14 protein-coding genes and 2 pseudogenes are annotated in these 14,423 nt (G+C 70.4%); 6 read left to right on the forward strand and 10 right to left on the reverse strand.

All coding sequences use genetic code 11. The annotated features are described in order from the left end of the window. Positions 1-2: 2 nt before the first annotated feature. Positions 3-940, forward strand: a pseudogene (locus ACZ5DS_RS22570) (transposase). Here ACZ5DS_RS22570 and ACZ5DS_RS22575 read toward each other — a convergent pair. The 3 genes and pseudogenes from ACZ5DS_RS22575 to ACZ5DS_RS22585 form a co-directional block, all read right to left on the reverse strand. After that, positions 937-1,353 carry a VOC family protein gene (locus ACZ5DS_RS22575; protein ID WP_468241351.1) on the reverse strand — a complete coding sequence of 139 codons (417 nt, stop codon included), beginning with the start codon at positions 1,351-1,353 and terminating at the stop codon, positions 937-939. The pseudogene ACZ5DS_RS22570 and the gene ACZ5DS_RS22575 sit on opposite strands and share 4 nt — an antisense overlap. A 148-nt stretch (positions 1,354-1,501) precedes the next feature. Then, on the reverse strand, positions 1,502-1,927 hold the full coding sequence (locus ACZ5DS_RS22580) for a plastocyanin/azurin family copper-binding protein (protein WP_468241353.1): 426 nt from the start codon (positions 1,925-1,927) through the stop codon (positions 1,502-1,504). Between the two features lie 77 nt (positions 1,928-2,004). Then, positions 2,005-2,157: pseudogene (locus ACZ5DS_RS22585) on the reverse strand (helix-turn-helix domain-containing protein); the annotation flags it as partial. 419 nt (positions 2,158-2,576) lie between these two features. Between ACZ5DS_RS22585 and ACZ5DS_RS22590 the strand changes: the two are divergent. After that, positions 2,577-3,347 carry a trypsin-like serine peptidase gene (locus ACZ5DS_RS22590; RefSeq protein ID WP_468241355.1) on the forward strand — a complete coding sequence of 257 codons (771 nt, stop codon included), beginning with the start codon at positions 2,577-2,579 and terminating at the stop codon, positions 3,345-3,347. An 80-nt stretch (positions 3,348-3,427) separates the two neighbouring features. Here the strand turns inward: ACZ5DS_RS22590 and ACZ5DS_RS22595 are convergent, their stop codons facing one another. The 4 genes from ACZ5DS_RS22595 to ACZ5DS_RS22610 all read right to left on the reverse strand — a co-directional run bounded on the left by ACZ5DS_RS22595 (position 3,428) and on the right by ACZ5DS_RS22610 (position 8,913). After that, on the reverse strand, positions 3,428-4,450 hold the full coding sequence (locus tag ACZ5DS_RS22595; RefSeq protein ID WP_468241358.1) for a DMT family transporter: 1,023 nt from the start codon (positions 4,448-4,450) through the stop codon (positions 3,428-3,430). 47 nt (positions 4,451-4,497) lie between these two features. Next, positions 4,498-6,084 carry a class I adenylate-forming enzyme family protein gene (locus tag ACZ5DS_RS22600; protein ID WP_468241360.1) on the reverse strand — a complete coding sequence of 529 codons (1,587 nt, stop codon included), beginning with the start codon at positions 6,082-6,084 and terminating at the stop codon, positions 4,498-4,500. Positions 6,085-6,089: 5 nt separating this feature from the next. Then, positions 6,090-7,652, reverse strand: coding sequence for an aminotransferase class I/II-fold pyridoxal phosphate-dependent enzyme (locus ACZ5DS_RS22605; protein WP_468241362.1), 1,563 nt, complete (start codon positions 7,650-7,652; stop codon positions 6,090-6,092). 127 nt (positions 7,653-7,779) lie between these two features. Beyond that, a complete protein-coding gene (locus tag ACZ5DS_RS22610) occupies positions 7,780-8,913 on the reverse strand; it encodes an acyl-CoA dehydrogenase family protein (protein ID WP_468241365.1) in 1,134 nt (377 codons plus the stop codon). Positions 8,914-9,022: 109 nt separating this feature from the next. Between ACZ5DS_RS22610 and ACZ5DS_RS22615 the strand changes: the two genes are divergently transcribed. After that, a complete protein-coding gene (locus tag ACZ5DS_RS22615; protein WP_468241367.1) occupies positions 9,023-9,568 on the forward strand; it encodes a TetR family transcriptional regulator in 546 nt (181 codons plus the stop codon). An 85-nt stretch (positions 9,569-9,653) separates the two neighbouring features. Here ACZ5DS_RS22615 and ACZ5DS_RS22620 read toward each other — a convergent pair whose 3' ends face one another. Genes ACZ5DS_RS22620 through ACZ5DS_RS22630 form a run of 3 tightly spaced genes read right to left on the reverse strand, consistent with a single transcriptional unit; the run spans position 9,654 to position 11,573 of the window. Then, a complete protein-coding gene (locus ACZ5DS_RS22620) occupies positions 9,654-10,352 on the reverse strand; it encodes an HAD family hydrolase (protein ID WP_468241370.1) in 699 nt (232 codons plus the stop codon). A 46-nt stretch (positions 10,353-10,398) separates the two neighbouring features. Beyond that, positions 10,399-10,662, reverse strand: coding sequence for a LysR family transcriptional regulator (locus ACZ5DS_RS22625; RefSeq protein WP_468241373.1), 264 nt, complete (start codon positions 10,660-10,662; stop codon positions 10,399-10,401). 2 nt (positions 10,663-10,664) lie between these two features. Next, entirely contained in the window at positions 10,665-11,573 is a 909-nt protein-coding gene (locus ACZ5DS_RS22630; RefSeq protein ID WP_468241375.1) for a ScbA/BarX family gamma-butyrolactone biosynthesis protein, read from the reverse strand. 175 nt (positions 11,574-11,748) lie between these two features. On the opposite strand from ACZ5DS_RS22630, the gene ACZ5DS_RS22635 reads away from it, so the two are divergent. The 3 genes from ACZ5DS_RS22635 to ACZ5DS_RS22645 all read left to right on the forward strand — a co-directional run bounded on the left by ACZ5DS_RS22635 (position 11,749) and on the right by ACZ5DS_RS22645 (position 14,396). Then, positions 11,749-12,351, forward strand: coding sequence for a ScbR family autoregulator-binding transcription factor (locus ACZ5DS_RS22635; protein ID WP_468241377.1), 603 nt, complete (start codon positions 11,749-11,751; stop codon positions 12,349-12,351). A gap of 111 nt (positions 12,352-12,462) precedes the next feature. Beyond that, complete coding sequence (locus ACZ5DS_RS22640) at positions 12,463-13,464, forward strand: C40 family peptidase (protein ID WP_468241380.1); 1,002 nt, start codon at positions 12,463-12,465, stop codon at positions 13,462-13,464. Positions 13,465-13,694: 230 nt separating this feature from the next. Continuing rightward, on the forward strand, positions 13,695-14,396 hold the full coding sequence (locus tag ACZ5DS_RS22645; RefSeq protein WP_468241382.1) for a phosphatase PAP2 family protein: 702 nt from the start codon (positions 13,695-13,697) through the stop codon (positions 14,394-14,396). The last annotated feature ends 27 nt before the right edge of the window (positions 14,397-14,423 follow it).

Genomic DNA, 14,423 nt, shown 5'->3' on the forward strand with positions numbered 1-14,423 from the left:
TTGTGACGCCAGACTTGGACTCCCTCGCCACGGCGCTGTACGTGAAATCCGACGACCTGCTGAAGGCATCGCCGCATCTCGCGCCGTGGCGACCAGCTGTCGGGATCACCCCGAAACTCACCGACGCCGAGTTGGTCACCCTCGCGGTGATGCAGGCCATGCTCGGGTTCACCTCCGAGGCGAAGTGGCTCCGCCACGCCCGCGCTCACCTGCGGCATCTGTTTCCGTACCTGCCCCAGCAGCCCGGCTACAACAAGCGCCTGCGCAAGGCCGTCGAGCTGCTCCGCCGGATCACCCGGCGCGAGGGGGGTCTCGCTGTGACCGATTCGGTCACAGTCCGGCCCGGAGTGATCGAACTGCTGCAGGCTGTCCTCGAACACGGCAATCCTCCGCAGATCACCGTGCAGCACGCAGCTCACCAAGCCGTGCTCAGCGGCAGCGGCACGGTGAGCGTACTGGCCAGCGACGAGGATCCCGCGGTGCGGGCGGCGGCTCGCGACCTGGCGGCAGCGATGGACAGCCACACCTGCGATGCCTGCCGTCCATCCTGACGGCCGTTGACAGGCCCCGGCTCTCCCCGTGCAGCGCACAACGGCCGTTCCGAAGCAAGCCCCCAGGTGCTTCCAGAACTCGCCGAGTACGGCTACTGCGCCAGCCACGGCCGCTTCTTTTGGGGCCTGCGCCTGCACCTGGTGTGCACGCTCCAGGGACTGCCCGTCGCCTTCGCCCTGACCGGAGCGAAGGCCGATGAGCGCGAGACCCTGCTGGACCTGCTCGACGCCGAACCGGAACTCCTCGCCACCCGGCCGGGACAGACCTTGATCGGCGACAAGAACTACTTCGGCCGTTGCAGCGCATCCTCACGCTGACCACCGCCATCTGGCACAACGACCAGAGCGGACAGCCCGTCCTGCGCTCACTGACCGGCTACGACCACTAACCCTCGGGAGTGACCATCCAATGGGACGGTGCCAGGGAGCGCACGACGTCGAACTCGTTGCCCTCGGGATCGGCCATGACCACCCAGCTCCGGTCAGGGCCCTGGCCCACGTCCACCTTGGCGGCGCCCAGGCCAAGCAGCCTGGCCACCTCGTCGTCGGTACTGCCGTCGATCGGGCTGACGTCCAGGTGGAGCCGGTTCTTCACGGTCTTGCCCTCGGGCACCTGGATGAAGAGCAGGGTGGGCGGCATCTGGCGGGCCCGGACCTCCTCGACGGTCGGCTCCCAGGAGCCGATCTCGACCTTGCCCTCGCTCCGGTCGATCACCTTGAAGCCCAGGACCGCGCACCAGAAGGCCGCGAGCCGCTCCGGATCCTGGCAGTCGACGACCAACTCGGTGAACCTACTGGTCATTACTCCCCCAGACAGTACGGACGGGGGCTCAGCCTATGGGGCCGCGCCACCCCTCCGGACCAGAATGGCTACGACCACCAACCCTTGGAATCGATCATCTCAGAGCCCACGCAGGTTCGAATGCTGCCCTCTCCGCCGGTACGGATCGTCAGCCGACCTTGATGTGCTGATCCATCCCGAGCTGCTTGTGTCCGTCGATCGGGCAGTACAGGTCGTACGTGCCTTTCTTGAGGGTCACCGTCACGGTTGCCTCCTGTCCGCTCTGGACGTTCTTGGTCTTGGCGTCCTCCACGCCGGGGCCGTCGATGGACAGGGCGTGTGGGATCTTGCCGGCGTTGTCGGCGACGAAGGTGTAGGTGCCCGGTGTGAAGGCCGACCGGGACAGTTTCAGCGCGAACTCGGTCTCGGTGACGGTCACCCGGGTGCCCGAGCCTGCGTTGGGCGTGCCGGAACTCGCTGAGCCGTTCGCCTGCCCGCCGCCTCCGCCGGAGCAGGCGGCGAGGACGAGAGCGGCGGAGAAGGCCACGGCCGTCGCGCCGAGTGTCGTACGGGTCAAATGTGCCGTGTGTGTCATGCGGCTCACCCCTTTCTGGGAGAGGGGCCGCCTATGGGTGATACGTATGCACCTGCCCAAAAGTTCAGTGCCGGGTCAGAGGTCGAGCTCTCCATGTTGCTGACCTGCGCCTGCCTCATGCCGAGCAGTTGTGCGGCCTGCGTTGACGTCAGGCCTGCTCGCTCGCGCAGCTTGCGCAGTTCGGCCCCGAACCGGAGTTGACGCCACGTCGGGTGGTTCCTCACGGGCATCCCGTCCTGCCTCTGCGCGCTCTGGTCACCCACATGGGTGGATGGTCTTACTCTCCCCCGATTTCGGTGAAGAATCGCGCACCGGGGATCGCCCGAGCCACCCTCCGTACCGTCCTCGCCGTACACGACCTCTCGGCGCTTACCCTTGCCAGCGGGATGGCCTGACGTGAGTGAGAGTGCACGGAGAGTGAGGGGGTGTGAAGCGCCTGTGCGGAGCGTGACGCGGAGGCGGGAGCGGAGGCCGCACAGTACGGTGGATCCGATGCCGAGCGGGATGTCGTTCCTTCCACCGAACCCGCATACGCAGCCATAGGCGCCGCCGAGGCGGAGGGACGGAGGCAGCCCTAGGGACGGTTCACAGGAAAATCTCGGTGAAGTCAGGGCGCGTTTCTCACCTTCGTGGGAGAGAGTGAGGCCTGATGAAGCGCATCTCACGCATCTGGCTCACCTCGCGCCCCGCTCTGGGATGCGCCGTGGTGACGCTCGCCTTCACCTCGGCGTCCGTGGCCGCCGCCGACGACGGGCCCGGACCCTTCGGGGTCACCGCCGCCACCCTTGCGACACGGCACAGCGTGCGGGTCGGCGCGCTGTTCGACGCGGACCAGGCCGGCAAGCCGGCCGGCGGGCACTTCTGCTCCGCCTCCGTCGTGCACAGCCCGCAGCGCGATCTCATCGTCACCGCCGCGCACTGTGTGGGCGGGGACGAGGGGGATCTGGTGTTCGCGCCGGGGTACCGGGACGGGCGGGCGCCCTTCGGGCTGTGGAAGGTGGGGAAGCGGTTCCTGCCCGACGGGTGGGCCAAGGGGGAGGACGAGGACAGTGACATCGCCTTCGCCCGGGTCGATGGGGCGGATGGGCAGCGGGTCGAGGACGTCGTCGGGGGGAATCGGATCGCCACCGGGACCACCACCGGTGCCACGGCCGTGACCGTCACCGGGTATCCGGACGAGCGCGAGGTGCCCATCAGCTGCACCAACAAGCCGTCCCTGCACAGCCGTACGCAGCAGCGCATCGACTGCCCGGAGTTCACCGCCGGCACCAGCGGCAGTCCCTGGATCAACGGCGACCAGCAGGTGGTCGGGGTCCTCGGCGGGCACGAGAAGGGCGGCTCCACCGCGGACACCTCCTACAGCGTGGTGCTGGGTGCCGAAACGGCCGGGTTGTACAAGGACGCGACCGCCGATCCCTGAGTCCGGCGGACATGGCAGCGCGGCTGCCGTGCGGGGCGTACCCCCACGGCAGCCGCTTGACTGCGGTCGATCCGGTCCGGTCAGCGAGCCGCCGTCACCGGTGCCGCCTTGGCCTCCGCCGACGCCACCTGCGCCTTCTCCGCCGCGGCCTTCGCCGCCGCCTCGGCCGCCGTGCGCTGGGCGACCTTGCGCAGGTACAGGTTGTTGAGGACCAGGGCCAGCGCGGTCAGGGAGGCGCCGACGACCTGCATGCCCGCCGGGATCACGCCGGTCAGCGCGGAGATGATGAACGCCGTGATCGGGACGACGTCCATGAAGAGGACGCCGTTGAGCGGGCCGAGGTACTTGTTGCCGAAGTTCCAGCCGAGCACGCCCACGAAGCCCGCGATGATGCTCATGTAGGCCAGCTCGGGGAGGATCGAGGTCACGGCGTGGGCGGTCGGGACCGCGACGCCGCCTGTGGCCAGGATGATCGCCGTGATGACGGTGGCGCTGGCCAGGCCCAGGACCGTGGTGATCGCGGTGTACTTGATCGGCGACCAGGTCGGGAAGTAGGTCGCACCCGAGGTGTAGATCACCCAGCACAGCGCGGCGAACAGCAGCAGCGCGTCGGGGCCGAAGTCAGACGGGTGGGCGAAGAGGGTGCTGAGGCTGCCGTCGGAGACCACCAGGATGACGCCGACGAAGGACATCGCGATGAAGGCCAGCGCGCCCTTCGGCGGAACGACCTTGCGCAGCACCCAGTTCACCAGGAAGCCCATCATGGGCATGGTCGCCATCATGATCGAGGCGTTCAGGGCGCCCCGCGCACCGATGAGGTCCTGTCCGAAGAACACCAGGAACTGGAAGCCGGCGAAGCCCGCCGTGCCGAACAGCCATGCCAGGCCGATCCGTTCGCCCTTCAGTTTGAACCCGGCCGCACCCTCGCGCAGCTTGAGGAACACCAGGAACATCGCGCCGGCGATCGCGTACCGCAGGCAGGTGAAGGTGAACGGGTCGATGTGCTTCAGGGTCACGTCCATGAGGGGGAACATCGCTCCCCAGGACACGGTGGCCAGGAGGCACAGCAACAGGCCTCGGCCGTAGTTCTTCTGATCGTTCATGACTCTTCCTGTCGAGTGGGGGGGACGGCGGGGACAGCAGTGGTGGGTCAGGCGGGGACGAGTTCCGTGCGGCGGGCCGCTGCCTCGGCGCGGACGAGCGGCAGCACCGTCTCCAGCAGGCGGGCCGCCCGCACCTTGCCGGTCGGGCTGTACGGGATGGCCTCCACCGGGATCACGTACGCGGGCAGGCACGGCACCCGGCGGGCGCAGGCGGCCGCGACCGCGCGCCCGCCGCTCTCCAGCCGCTCCGGGGAGACCGGCGCGAACGGCACGATCAGCACCTCCTCGCCGGTGTCCTGCAGCTTGGTGCGCAGTACGGCGGTCTCGCGGACGCAGGGCAGGTCCATCAGGTCGTTCTCGAGGCCGAAGATGTTGACGTCGAGCGGCTTGCCCTCGGCCGCCTTCGACACGCCGTCGTTGCGGCCGGTGAGTTCGAGCCGGCCGGCCTCGTCGATGAAGCCGCTGTCGCCGGTGAGCAGGAAGCGCTGGGTGCGGCCGCCGTAGTCGAGGTCGAGGAACTCCGGCTCGGCGGTGGCGTAGGAGTCCATCAGCTGGTAGCTGGCGATCGCGACCCGGCCGCGGATGCCCTTGGGCACCGGGCGGTTCTCCGGGTCCAGGACGGCGATGGTGTTGCCCGGCATCGGACGGCCCGAGCGGCAGGGCGCCACATGCAGTTCCTCGGGGCCGATCATGACGTTCACACCGGTCTCGGTGGTGCCGTAGTAGAGGTGCAGGACCGGGCCGAGGCGGTCCCAGGTGTTGTTGACGACCCAGCGGTTCAGGTGCCGTCCGCCGGAGAGCACGAAGTGCAGCCGGGAGGTCTTGTGCAGGTGCTCGGAGTCCGGGTGGGCGACGACCCGCTTGAGGACCGGCGGGACCATGAGGGTCGTGGAGACGCCCTCGTCCTGGATCAGGCGGATCAGGGCGGCCGTGTCGTCGTAGGGGCCGAGGACGACCGTGCCGCCGAGGGAGAGGAAGATCCTCGCCCAGCCGGGACCCGAGGCGTGGTACAGCGGGACCGTCACCAGGTGGACGTCGTCCTCGTCGAAGGAGTACTGGTCCACCAGGTCGGCGAACCGGCGCGCCTCGAAGGAGGCCCGGCGGATCACCAGCTTGGGGATGCCGCTGGTGCCGGAGGTGAAGGAGAACGCCTCGAACGGCTGCTCCACCGGCCGTGGTTCGCCCGGCTCCGACAGCAGCAGGTCGGTGAAGGAGACGCCCTGCGCGTCCTTCGGCGGGTCGCTGTCCAGCCGGATGTCGAGGACGTCGCGGCCCTCGGGCCAGCCGACCTCGGTCAGCACCGCGCGCTGGGCGGAGGTGCTGATGATCACGGTCGGCTGGAGCTGTTCCAGCGCGCCGGCGGTGGCCTCGGGTCCGGCGGTGTAGTCGAGTCCGACGCACGGGATGCCGAGCGAGGAGACCGCCGCCATGGCGACGACCAGCTCCCAGCGGTTCTCGGCGACGAACACCGCGCGGGCGGGCCGTATGTCGGGCAGTCTCTCCTCGATGGCGCTCGCCACGCGGGCGACCTTGTCGGCGAGGTTGGCCCAGGTCAGCCGGACCTCGCCGTCGACCACGGCGACGTGTCCGGGGCGGCGCTCGGCGTGCTTGCGGATGTCCGAGAGCTTGATCATTGACGTCACTTCCTTCCGGCGGAAACTGCGGGGACTGCGGGTACTGCGGGACCTGCGGGGACGCCGTAGGCGGCGGTGGAGGCACCGGGCTGCTGCAGCGTGTAGATCTCGCAGCCGCTGGAGCGCAGCGCGTCGATCTCGCCGAGGGTCCGGTCGCACAGGCGCTCACCGGGCACGGTGATGGGGATGCCCGGCGGGTAGGCGATGATGAAGTGGTCCGAGGTGCCCTGGGTCAGGGCCTCGGACGCGGTGCGGTAGGTGCGCTGGATGGTGCGCAGCGCGTCCAGCAGCCTGAGCAGCGTGGCCTCGTCGACGCCGATGTGGACGTGGAAGAGCACGGCGTCGCCGCTCTCCCGGGCCACGTAGAGCGCGTACTCGTCGAAGAGGATCCGGCGGAAGTCGGCCGCGGTGATGCCGAGCGCGCTGATGTCGACCAGCACCCGGGTCGGGTCGTCGCTCACCAGCAGCGCCGGGTCGGTCAGATGACCCTCCGGGCCGAGCGCGCGGTACGCCGACAGACGCGGGTCGGTGCCGAGTTCGGTGCGCAGGGTGCGGGCCAGGTTCAGCGACCGCTCCAGCAGCTGCTCGCCCTCGGTCTCGGCCTGCAGCCGGGCCAGGTCCAGGCTCGCCAGCACCGGCCAGCTCGGCGAGGTGGTGTGGTGCTGGAAGAGCGCCTGTGCGGTGCGCTCCTGGGCCTCGCCGTCGCCGATCAGGTGCAGGTACGAGCCCTGCCGCAGCGCCGACATCGACTTGTGCGCCGAGTGCGTCACGGCCACGCTCAGGGGCAGCGGGCGCTCGGTGCGGCGCAGGGTCTCCACCGCGTGCAGCGCGGTCAGCGGCCGCAGTTGGGGGTGGAAGCGGTGTACCGCGCCCCAGGCCTCGTCGACCAGAACCGACACCGTGGGGTGGGCCGCGGCCAGTTCGGCCAGCACCGTCGGCAGGTCGTAGCGGACACCGTCGTACGAGACCGCCGACAGCACGACCGTGTCGTACGGCCGGCCCTCGGCCACCGCCGTCCGGAACGTCTCCAGCAGCCGGGGCAGATCGCCGAAGGTGCGGGGGCAGCCGGCGCAGCACTTCTGCATGGGCGCGTAGGTGACGTCCACGCCGAGGGCGCCGAGGGCGAAGTGCACCGACTGGTGGCAGCTGCGGTCGGCCAGGACCCGGCTGCCGGGGCGGGCCAGCGCCGAGAGGGCGACCCGGTTGGCGGTGCTGGTGCCGGTCGACAGGAAGAACGTCGCATCGGCGCCGAAGCTGTCGGCGGCGAGCCGCTGGGCCTCACGGAGCGGGCCGCGGGGGCGGAAGAAGGAGTCGAGCATCGTGCCGCTGTACGACACGTCGGCGGCGAGCTGGGCCGCGCCGAAGAGGGCCTCGTAGGACTCCCGGATCCGGGAGTCGCGGATCGACCGCCCGTGGGAGAGCGGAAGGGCGTGGAAGGAGGCGATGTCCCGGCGGGCCACCGCGAGCACGGCATCGGCCAGCGGTGTCCTGCTCGCCCCGTGACGCCCCGGAAGCGGTGCCTGCGCGCCCTCCCCGGAGGCGGGAGTGGAGCTGGTGGGTTCGGTCATGACTCCATGAAACAAAACCTTCGCGAAGGTATCAAATATTATCGAGAAGGCTGATGGAACGGGGGCCGGGGACATGGCGCAGGGCCCGGAGCAAGGAACTGCTCCGGGCCCTGTGACTGCCCGCCGCCTAGTCGGTGGCCTGCGGAAACACCGTCGTCGCGTACGCCGTTGCCGCCGGGCCCGGCTGCAGGGTCGCGTGGGCCGCCACCGCGTGGATGTCGCGCCAGGCCCGCTGGAGGGGGCTCGCCTGGCTCAGGGCACGGGCGCCCCCGGTGCGGAACAGGTGCTCCACCGCGCCGGTCAGCAGGTCGGCGGCGAGGGAGGCGTCGCGCTGGTTGCGGGCGGCCGTCTCCGGCTCGAAGGCCGCAGGGGGCGTGAGTGCGGCCCGGTCCGCGCGCTGCGCCGCCGTCTCCAGCAGCAGCGCGGCCGCCTCGATCTCCCCCGAGCAGCGGGCGAGGGTCCGCTGGAGGCCGGGATCGGTGGTGGCGCCGCGCTCCTCGCTCAGCGCGGTCCACGCGTCCAGGGCGCCCCGGGCCGCACCGAGCGCGGGCGCACAGAACAGCAGCGCGGCGACCAGGGGGTACGGCACCCGGTGGCAGGGCGCCGCGTCCGGCTCGCGTACGCCCGTCATCAGGGCGTCCCGCAGGCAGGAACGGTGTTCCGGTACGAACACGTCCTCGACGCTCACCGAATGGCTGCCCGTGCCGCGCAGGCCCACGCTGTCCCAGGTGCGGTGCACGCGGACGTCCTGGCGCGGGAGCAGCAGGATGCGGTAGGCGGGCGGACCGGCCGGCTGCTCGTCCAGGGTGGCGAGCAGGATCCAGTCGGAGTGTTCGACGCCGCTCGCCCACCCCCAGCGCCCGGTCAGGCGCCAGCCGCCGGGCACGCGGGTGAGCCGGCCGGCGGGCGGGACCACCGCCGCCGCTATCGCCGTGTCGGGCGAGTCGGCCCACAGCTCCGCCTGGGCCTCCTCGGGCAGATGGGCCGCCAGCCGGGCGTGCCCGGCCAGCAGTGCGCCGCACCAGGCGGTGGAGGCGCACGCCTCGCCGACGGCGGCCACGGCGCTCACCAACTCCGTGAAGCCGCCCGCCCGTCCGCCCCGGCGGCGCGGCACGAAGTGGCGGGCGAATCCGGTCGCCGGCAGGGCCGCGACCACCTCCGGGTGCAGTCCGGTGGCCTCCTCGGCGGCGCGGGCGTGCCGGGCCGCGAGCGCGGTGACGGCCGTCGGGGCGAGGGGCGGGGCAGGGAGGGCGGTGGTCATGGCTGCCTTTCCGGTCGCGGAAGTTTGCGGGGAGCAATGCGGGTAGAAAAAGATTCGATCGAGAAGGTATTTTCTTGCTGGTTACATCGGTCGACAGTGGGGGACGGACGTGGTGAAGCAGGACAGGGCGCGGCGCACGCGCGAGCTGCTCCTCGATTCGGCGGCGGTCGAGTTCGTTCTTCACGGCTTCGCGGGCACGAACCTGGCCGATGTCGCGGCCCGTTCTCGCGTCACCAAGGGCGCGCTCTACGGTCACTTCGCCTCCAAGGCGGAGCTGGCCGACAAGCTGACCGGGGCGTTCGAGGAGGAGTGGGGCAAGGTGCTGGCGGCGGCGGGCAGTTCCCTGCGGGAGCTGACCGTGGGGTTGGCGCGCAGGATTGACGACGATGTGCGGTTCGCGGCGGGGTTGAGGCTCACTGCCGATGCGGCTCGGGTCGATCACCGTGAGCCGGCGCCCTTCGATGAACTCCGGGGCCGATTGCTTGAGTTGATCCGGGACGCTCAGCGGGAAGGGCGAATCGATGCGGCGCATCGGCCCGAGGCGCTGACTCGGTTCGTGGTGGCGCTGCTCATGGGGGCGCACGCGACTCGGTGGAGCGGCGAGGAGGAGACCGATGAGCTGTGGGATGTCGTGTTGTGGGCTCTGGAGGCGTGAAAACGCACGCGGCGGAGCCGCATATCGACACAGCCCCGCGCCCCTAGGGATGTTGGAGCGCGGGGAACTGCGGCGTAGCCGTTTCTCAGGCTGCCTTTGCCAAGAGGCCGTTGAGGGCCGGGCCCGGCAGGCGGGGCCAGTTCTCCCTGGTCGCGTGGATGGTCAGGGTAGGGTCGCTGCCCACGATCACCGGGTGGCCCACGCTCGTCAGCAGGGGCAGGTCGCTGGCGTCGTCCGCGTAGGCGTGGCAGTCGGACGGGTTCAGGGCGAAGGCCGTCATGATGCGGTGGGCCGCGTCCGCCTTGGCCTGGCCGATCATCGGGCGGTCGGTGAGGTCGCCGGTGAGGATGCCGTCGGTGACCTCGGGGGTCGTGCAGACGAGGAGGTCGGCGCCGACCGCCTGGCCGATGGGGGCCAGGCATGCGGCGAACGAGCCGGAGAGCAGGATCGTGAGGTCCCCGGCGCGGTGGTGCTCTCGTAACGCCTCGCGGACGGGCGGGTGGAAGAGGTCGCGGGCGTTCTCGCGGGCGAACCAGAGACGGCCGCTCTCCTCCAGGTCCGCCTCGCGGCTGCCGCGCAGCAGGCGGTAGTAGGCGCGGTTGACCTGTTCCCGGGGGACGCCCGAGCGGAGTTGATGGCCGAGTGCGGCCCGTGCCGCGGTCAGCCGGGAGGGGGCGCGGCCCTCGCGGCCCCAGTGGAAGGCGAGGAAGCTCAGCATGCTCTTGCAGGCGATGAGCGTCTCGTCGACGTCGAAGAACGCGGCTCTGACGGGGTCGGTCGTCATGAGGATGGAAACCTTTGCGGGTGGTGTGCGGAGTGGCGGGCCGGTGTCACCGGCCGGCGTGCAGCTCCGTGTGGGCGGCATCGACCAGGTCCAGGATCCGGTCGGCGTACGGGCACAGCCGGGCGCCCGCCGAGGTCAGTTCGACGGCGCGGTTGCCGCGGCGCACGAACAGTGGCGTGCCGACGGCCTCTTCGAGTCCCTTGATCTGGGCCGTGATGGTCGGCTGGGAGTAGTGCAGGTTCCGCGCCGCACGGGTGAAGCTCAGCTCTCGGGCGACTTCCCGGAAGGTGCGCAGACGCTGGAGATCCATGGTCAGTCCCGGATGAAGAAGGCGTCGGCCTCGGCGAGGGTGCGCTCGTCCTGTACGGCGGTCAGCCGCAGCAGTCCGTCGGGGCCGGTGGCCGAGCGGATGACGATGGGCTGGAACAGCTCCCCGAAGGACCGGAACCGGGCCTCGAGCGAGGTGAGGACGCAGTTGCTGGCCGCGGTCAGATGGCCGGCCTGGCGGAACGCCTCCAGCAGCATCATGCCGGGCACGTGGTCCGAGGGGTGCTCGAAGTAGCCCGGGTGCTGCAGGTCGACGTGCAGCAGCCAGGTCGAGGAGTCGTCGTCGGCCGCGGTGCGCAGCAGCACGTTGGCGTCCTGGCGGCCGGCGATCACCGGTGCCGTCGTGGGCGTCGCCGGGCACCTGGCCCGGATGCTGCCCGTGAGGTCCCGGCCGCGGTGCCTGAGGGCCTCGTAGCGGCGTGCGTCGACCACGACCACTTCGACCGTGCTGTACGCGCAGGGCTGTCCGTCGACCTCGATGGTGACGTCGAGCCGGGCGTCGAAGCGCCGCGCGTCCGGGTGGGGCGTCGCCGTGACCGACACGTCCAGGACCGCGCCGAGCGGAGTGGCGCCCACCCGCAGGGCGGCGAAGTCGTCGACGCGCAGATCGAGGGACTTGAAGACGAAGTGGTGGCCGAGCGGAACGTCGTGGAAGCGGTGCAGCAGGAAGATGCCCGCCTGACGGACCGTTTCCGCAAGCAGCATGAAGTCGCAGCGGCCCGACTCGTCGGGGTGGTAGAGCGCGTGGTGGCGCGGCCACTGGGCGCCCACCAGGAAGCGGTCGGAGGTGACCTTGGCCCCGTCGGTGAGGAAGACCTCGGTGACGGAGGCGCGGTGCACCAGTTGGCGCGGAACCGTGCGGTCGAAGGTGAGAGCCGCCCGGACGTGCTCCATCGGAACAGTCGAAGCGGACCGCAGCGTGCTGACAGACATGCCTGTTTCCCCCCAAGGCTGTATGCGTACGCGCAGATGCGGGGGTGCCCGTCTGGTCCTTGGGCCCCCCGGCACCAAGAAATATACCTTCGGGAATGTATATTGCAATGGAGATCCTCGGGAAGGTGGTGGCGAGATGCCAAGCAGCAGGGCGGAGCCGAAGCAGGAACGGGCACGGCGGACGAGGGCCCACATCCTCGAGATGGCGGCCGAACTCTTCGCCGAGCGCGGCTACGCCACGGTGACGCTGCAGGACGTCGCCGAACGGGCGTCGATGACCAAGGGGGCGGTGTACTTCCACTACAAGAACAAGGAAGACCTGGCCGTCGCCGTGGTGCAGGAGCACTACGCCCGCTGGCCGGTGATCCTCGAGCAGGTCTCGGCCCGCGAACCGGCGCCGTTCGACGCGCTCGTCGCCGTCCTGGACCGGGTCACCGAGGCCTTCCGCGACGACGTCGTCGTCCAGGCCGGCGCCCGGCTCCAGATCGAGCGGTCCCTGATCGACGCCGACCTGCCCGAGCCGTACATCGGCTGGGAGGACTACCTCACCGGCCTGGTCGAGGCGGTCGAGAAGGAGGGCCGCCTGCGCGCCGGTGTCACACCGCGTTCGGCCGCCCGGGTCATCGTCTCGGCGTTCTTCGGCATGCAGCACGTCTCCGACGTCCTCAGCCGGCGGGCCGATCTCGCCGAGCGGTACGCCGAGTTGCGGACCGTCGTCCTGGAGGGGCTGCTGGATTAGGACGGTTTCCGACTGGACAGGGTCCGGCCAGGGCCGGTTGCGACCGGCTCCGGGACCTGCGGCCGTACACTGACGTCCGGCGTACTCCCGGGCGGCGAGGGGCGGTTGACGGTGCGTAGGGCATGGATCGCGGCGGGGGCCGGTGTCGGCGCCGCGCTCGCGTTCGTGATGCTGCTCGTCGTCGGTGTGTACGTCGTCGCCGGGAACCTCGTCAACGGCCTCACCACGGGCAGCCGCGGGCTCGCCAAGGGAGCCGTGCCGGCCGCCTACCAGGGGCTCGTGCAGCAGTGGGGCAACCTGTGCCCCGCGCTCACCCCGGCCCTGCTCGCCGCCCAGCTGTACCAGGAGAGCGGCTGGAATCCGACGGTCGTCAGCCCCGCCGACGCGCGGGGCATCGCCCAGTTCATCCCGAGCACCTGGGCGACGCACGGCATCGACGGCAACGGCGACGGCAAGCGCGACATCTGGGACCCGAGCGATGCGATTCCGTCGGCCGCGTCGTACGACTGCGAACTCGCCAAGTACGTCAAGGACGTTCCCGGCAACGTCTCCGACAACATGCTCGCCGCCTACAACGCGGGTGCCTACCGCGTCATAAAGGCGGGCGGCGTGCCGGCCATCAGCGAGACGCAGAACTACGTCCAGCGCATCCAGAGCCTGGCGAAGAGCTTCGCCGTGCCGGTCACCCGGATCGACCCCACCCGGCAGGCGGCAGGGGCCATCGCGTTCGCCCAGAGCAGGCTCGGCACGCCCTATCTGTGGGGCGGCAACGGCACCGCCGACCAGGGCGGACGCTTCGACTGCTCCGGTCTGACCAAGGCCGCGTACGAGAAGGTCGGCATCACCCTGCCGCGGGTCGCCAACGACCAGTACAACGCGGGCCCGCACCCCTCGCGGGACCAACTGCTCCCCGGCGACCTCGTGTTCTTCTCGGACGACCTCACCGACTCGCGCGCCATCCGGCACGTGGGGATCTACGTGGGCGGCGGGTACATGATCGACGCGCCGCGCACGGGTGCCGTGATCCGGTTCGACCCGGTCGACACCCCCGACTACTTCGGTGCCACGCGGGTCACCGAGGATGGCGCAAAAGCACTCCCCACGAAGGTGTGAACCGTCCGTGAACCTGCCCCCTGAGCTGGGGTGATGAGTCTCTCTTCGATAACGTCTGAGTGATCATTCCGTGGAGAGTGGAACGTATTGATGGGGGCCGTGCGTTCCTGTTGACGTAGCCGAGCGGACGTCAGTGCGGCAGTGCAACGGAAGCGGATCTACACACCACGGGGGGATGGAGCGACGCACACGAGGTGCGTCCGGGAAGACGACGAAGGGGCCACAGCACCATGGCTGTACTCGCCGAATCCGGATCGAACCCCGACGTCGACCTGCTCTACGACATCAACGGCCTGGCCAAGGACGCGCCGCACTGGTTCGACCGGGTCATGGAGTTCGTGGGCGAGTACGGACTGCTCGTCGCGATGGTGCTGCTCGTGCTGTGGTGCTGGTGGTCGGTGCGCCGCCGGGCCGAGGAGGACGCCGCGTCCTCCGTCGCCGCGCTGGTGTGGGCCCCGCTCGCGGCGGCCCTCGCGGTCCTGGTGAACGTACCGATCCGGGGCTTCGTCGAACGCCCCCGCCCGTTCGTCGACCACCGGGGGCTGGACGTCCTCGTCACCGGCAAGACCGACTTCTCCTTCGTCAGCGACCACGCGACGATCACGATGGCCCTCGGCGTCGGCCTGTTCGTCGCCAACCGCCGCTTCGGCCTCGCGGGCATCGGCCTGGCCCTGCTGGAGGGCTTCTGCCGGGTCTACATGGGCGTCCACTACCCGACCGACGTCGTCGGAGGCTTCGCGCTGGGTACGGCGGTCGCGCTGCTGCTGTCGCCGCCGGCCATGGCCCTGCTGACCCCGCTGATGAAGGCGGTGGAGCGCTCGCCGCGGGCGGGGTGGCTCGTGCGGCGCCAGCCGGGCGGGGCTCAGGGGGATGCGCTGGTGCCGGGTGCGCGCCGGCCGGTGGAGTCCGAGGAGAAGGACCTGGCTGCGTAACCGGCCCGCAGCCGAGACCCCTGCCGA

It is taken from the genome of Streptomyces sp. NPDC031100, from assembly GCF_055570785.1.

Bases quoted from the DNA above. Each gene is read 5' to 3' on its own strand.
- ACZ5DS_RS22580 (WP_468241353.1), bottom strand. From the start codon at position 1,927: ATGACACACACGGCACATTTGACCCGTACGACACTCGGCGCGACGGCC.
- ACZ5DS_RS22625 (WP_468241373.1), bottom strand. From the start codon at position 10,662: ATGGATCTCCAGCGTCTGCGCACCTTCCGGGAAGTCGCCCGAGAGCTG.
- ACZ5DS_RS22575 (WP_468241351.1), bottom strand. From the start codon at position 1,353: ATGACCAGTAGGTTCACCGAGTTGGTCGTCGACTGCCAGGATCCGGAG.
- ACZ5DS_RS22645 (WP_468241382.1), top strand. From the start codon at position 13,695: ATGGCTGTACTCGCCGAATCCGGATCGAACCCCGACGTCGACCTGCTC.
- ACZ5DS_RS22610 (WP_468241365.1), bottom strand. From the start codon at position 8,913: ATGACCACCGCCCTCCCTGCCCCGCCCCTCGCCCCGACGGCCGTCACC.
- ACZ5DS_RS22595 (WP_468241358.1), bottom strand. From the start codon at position 4,450: ATGAACGATCAGAAGAACTACGGCCGAGGCCTGTTGCTGTGCCTCCTG.
- ACZ5DS_RS22620 (WP_468241370.1), bottom strand. From the start codon at position 10,352: ATGACGACCGACCCCGTCAGAGCCGCGTTCTTCGACGTCGACGAGACG.
- ACZ5DS_RS22635 (WP_468241377.1), top strand. From the start codon at position 11,749: ATGCCAAGCAGCAGGGCGGAGCCGAAGCAGGAACGGGCACGGCGGACG.
- ACZ5DS_RS22600 (WP_468241360.1), bottom strand. From the start codon at position 6,084: ATGATCAAGCTCTCGGACATCCGCAAGCACGCCGAGCGCCGCCCCGGA.
- ACZ5DS_RS22605 (WP_468241362.1), bottom strand. From the start codon at position 7,652: ATGACCGAACCCACCAGCTCCACTCCCGCCTCCGGGGAGGGCGCGCAG.
- ACZ5DS_RS22630 (WP_468241375.1), bottom strand. From the start codon at position 11,573: ATGGAGCACGTCCGGGCGGCTCTCACCTTCGACCGCACGGTTCCGCGC.
- ACZ5DS_RS22590 (WP_468241355.1), top strand. From the start codon at position 2,577: ATGAAGCGCATCTCACGCATCTGGCTCACCTCGCGCCCCGCTCTGGGA.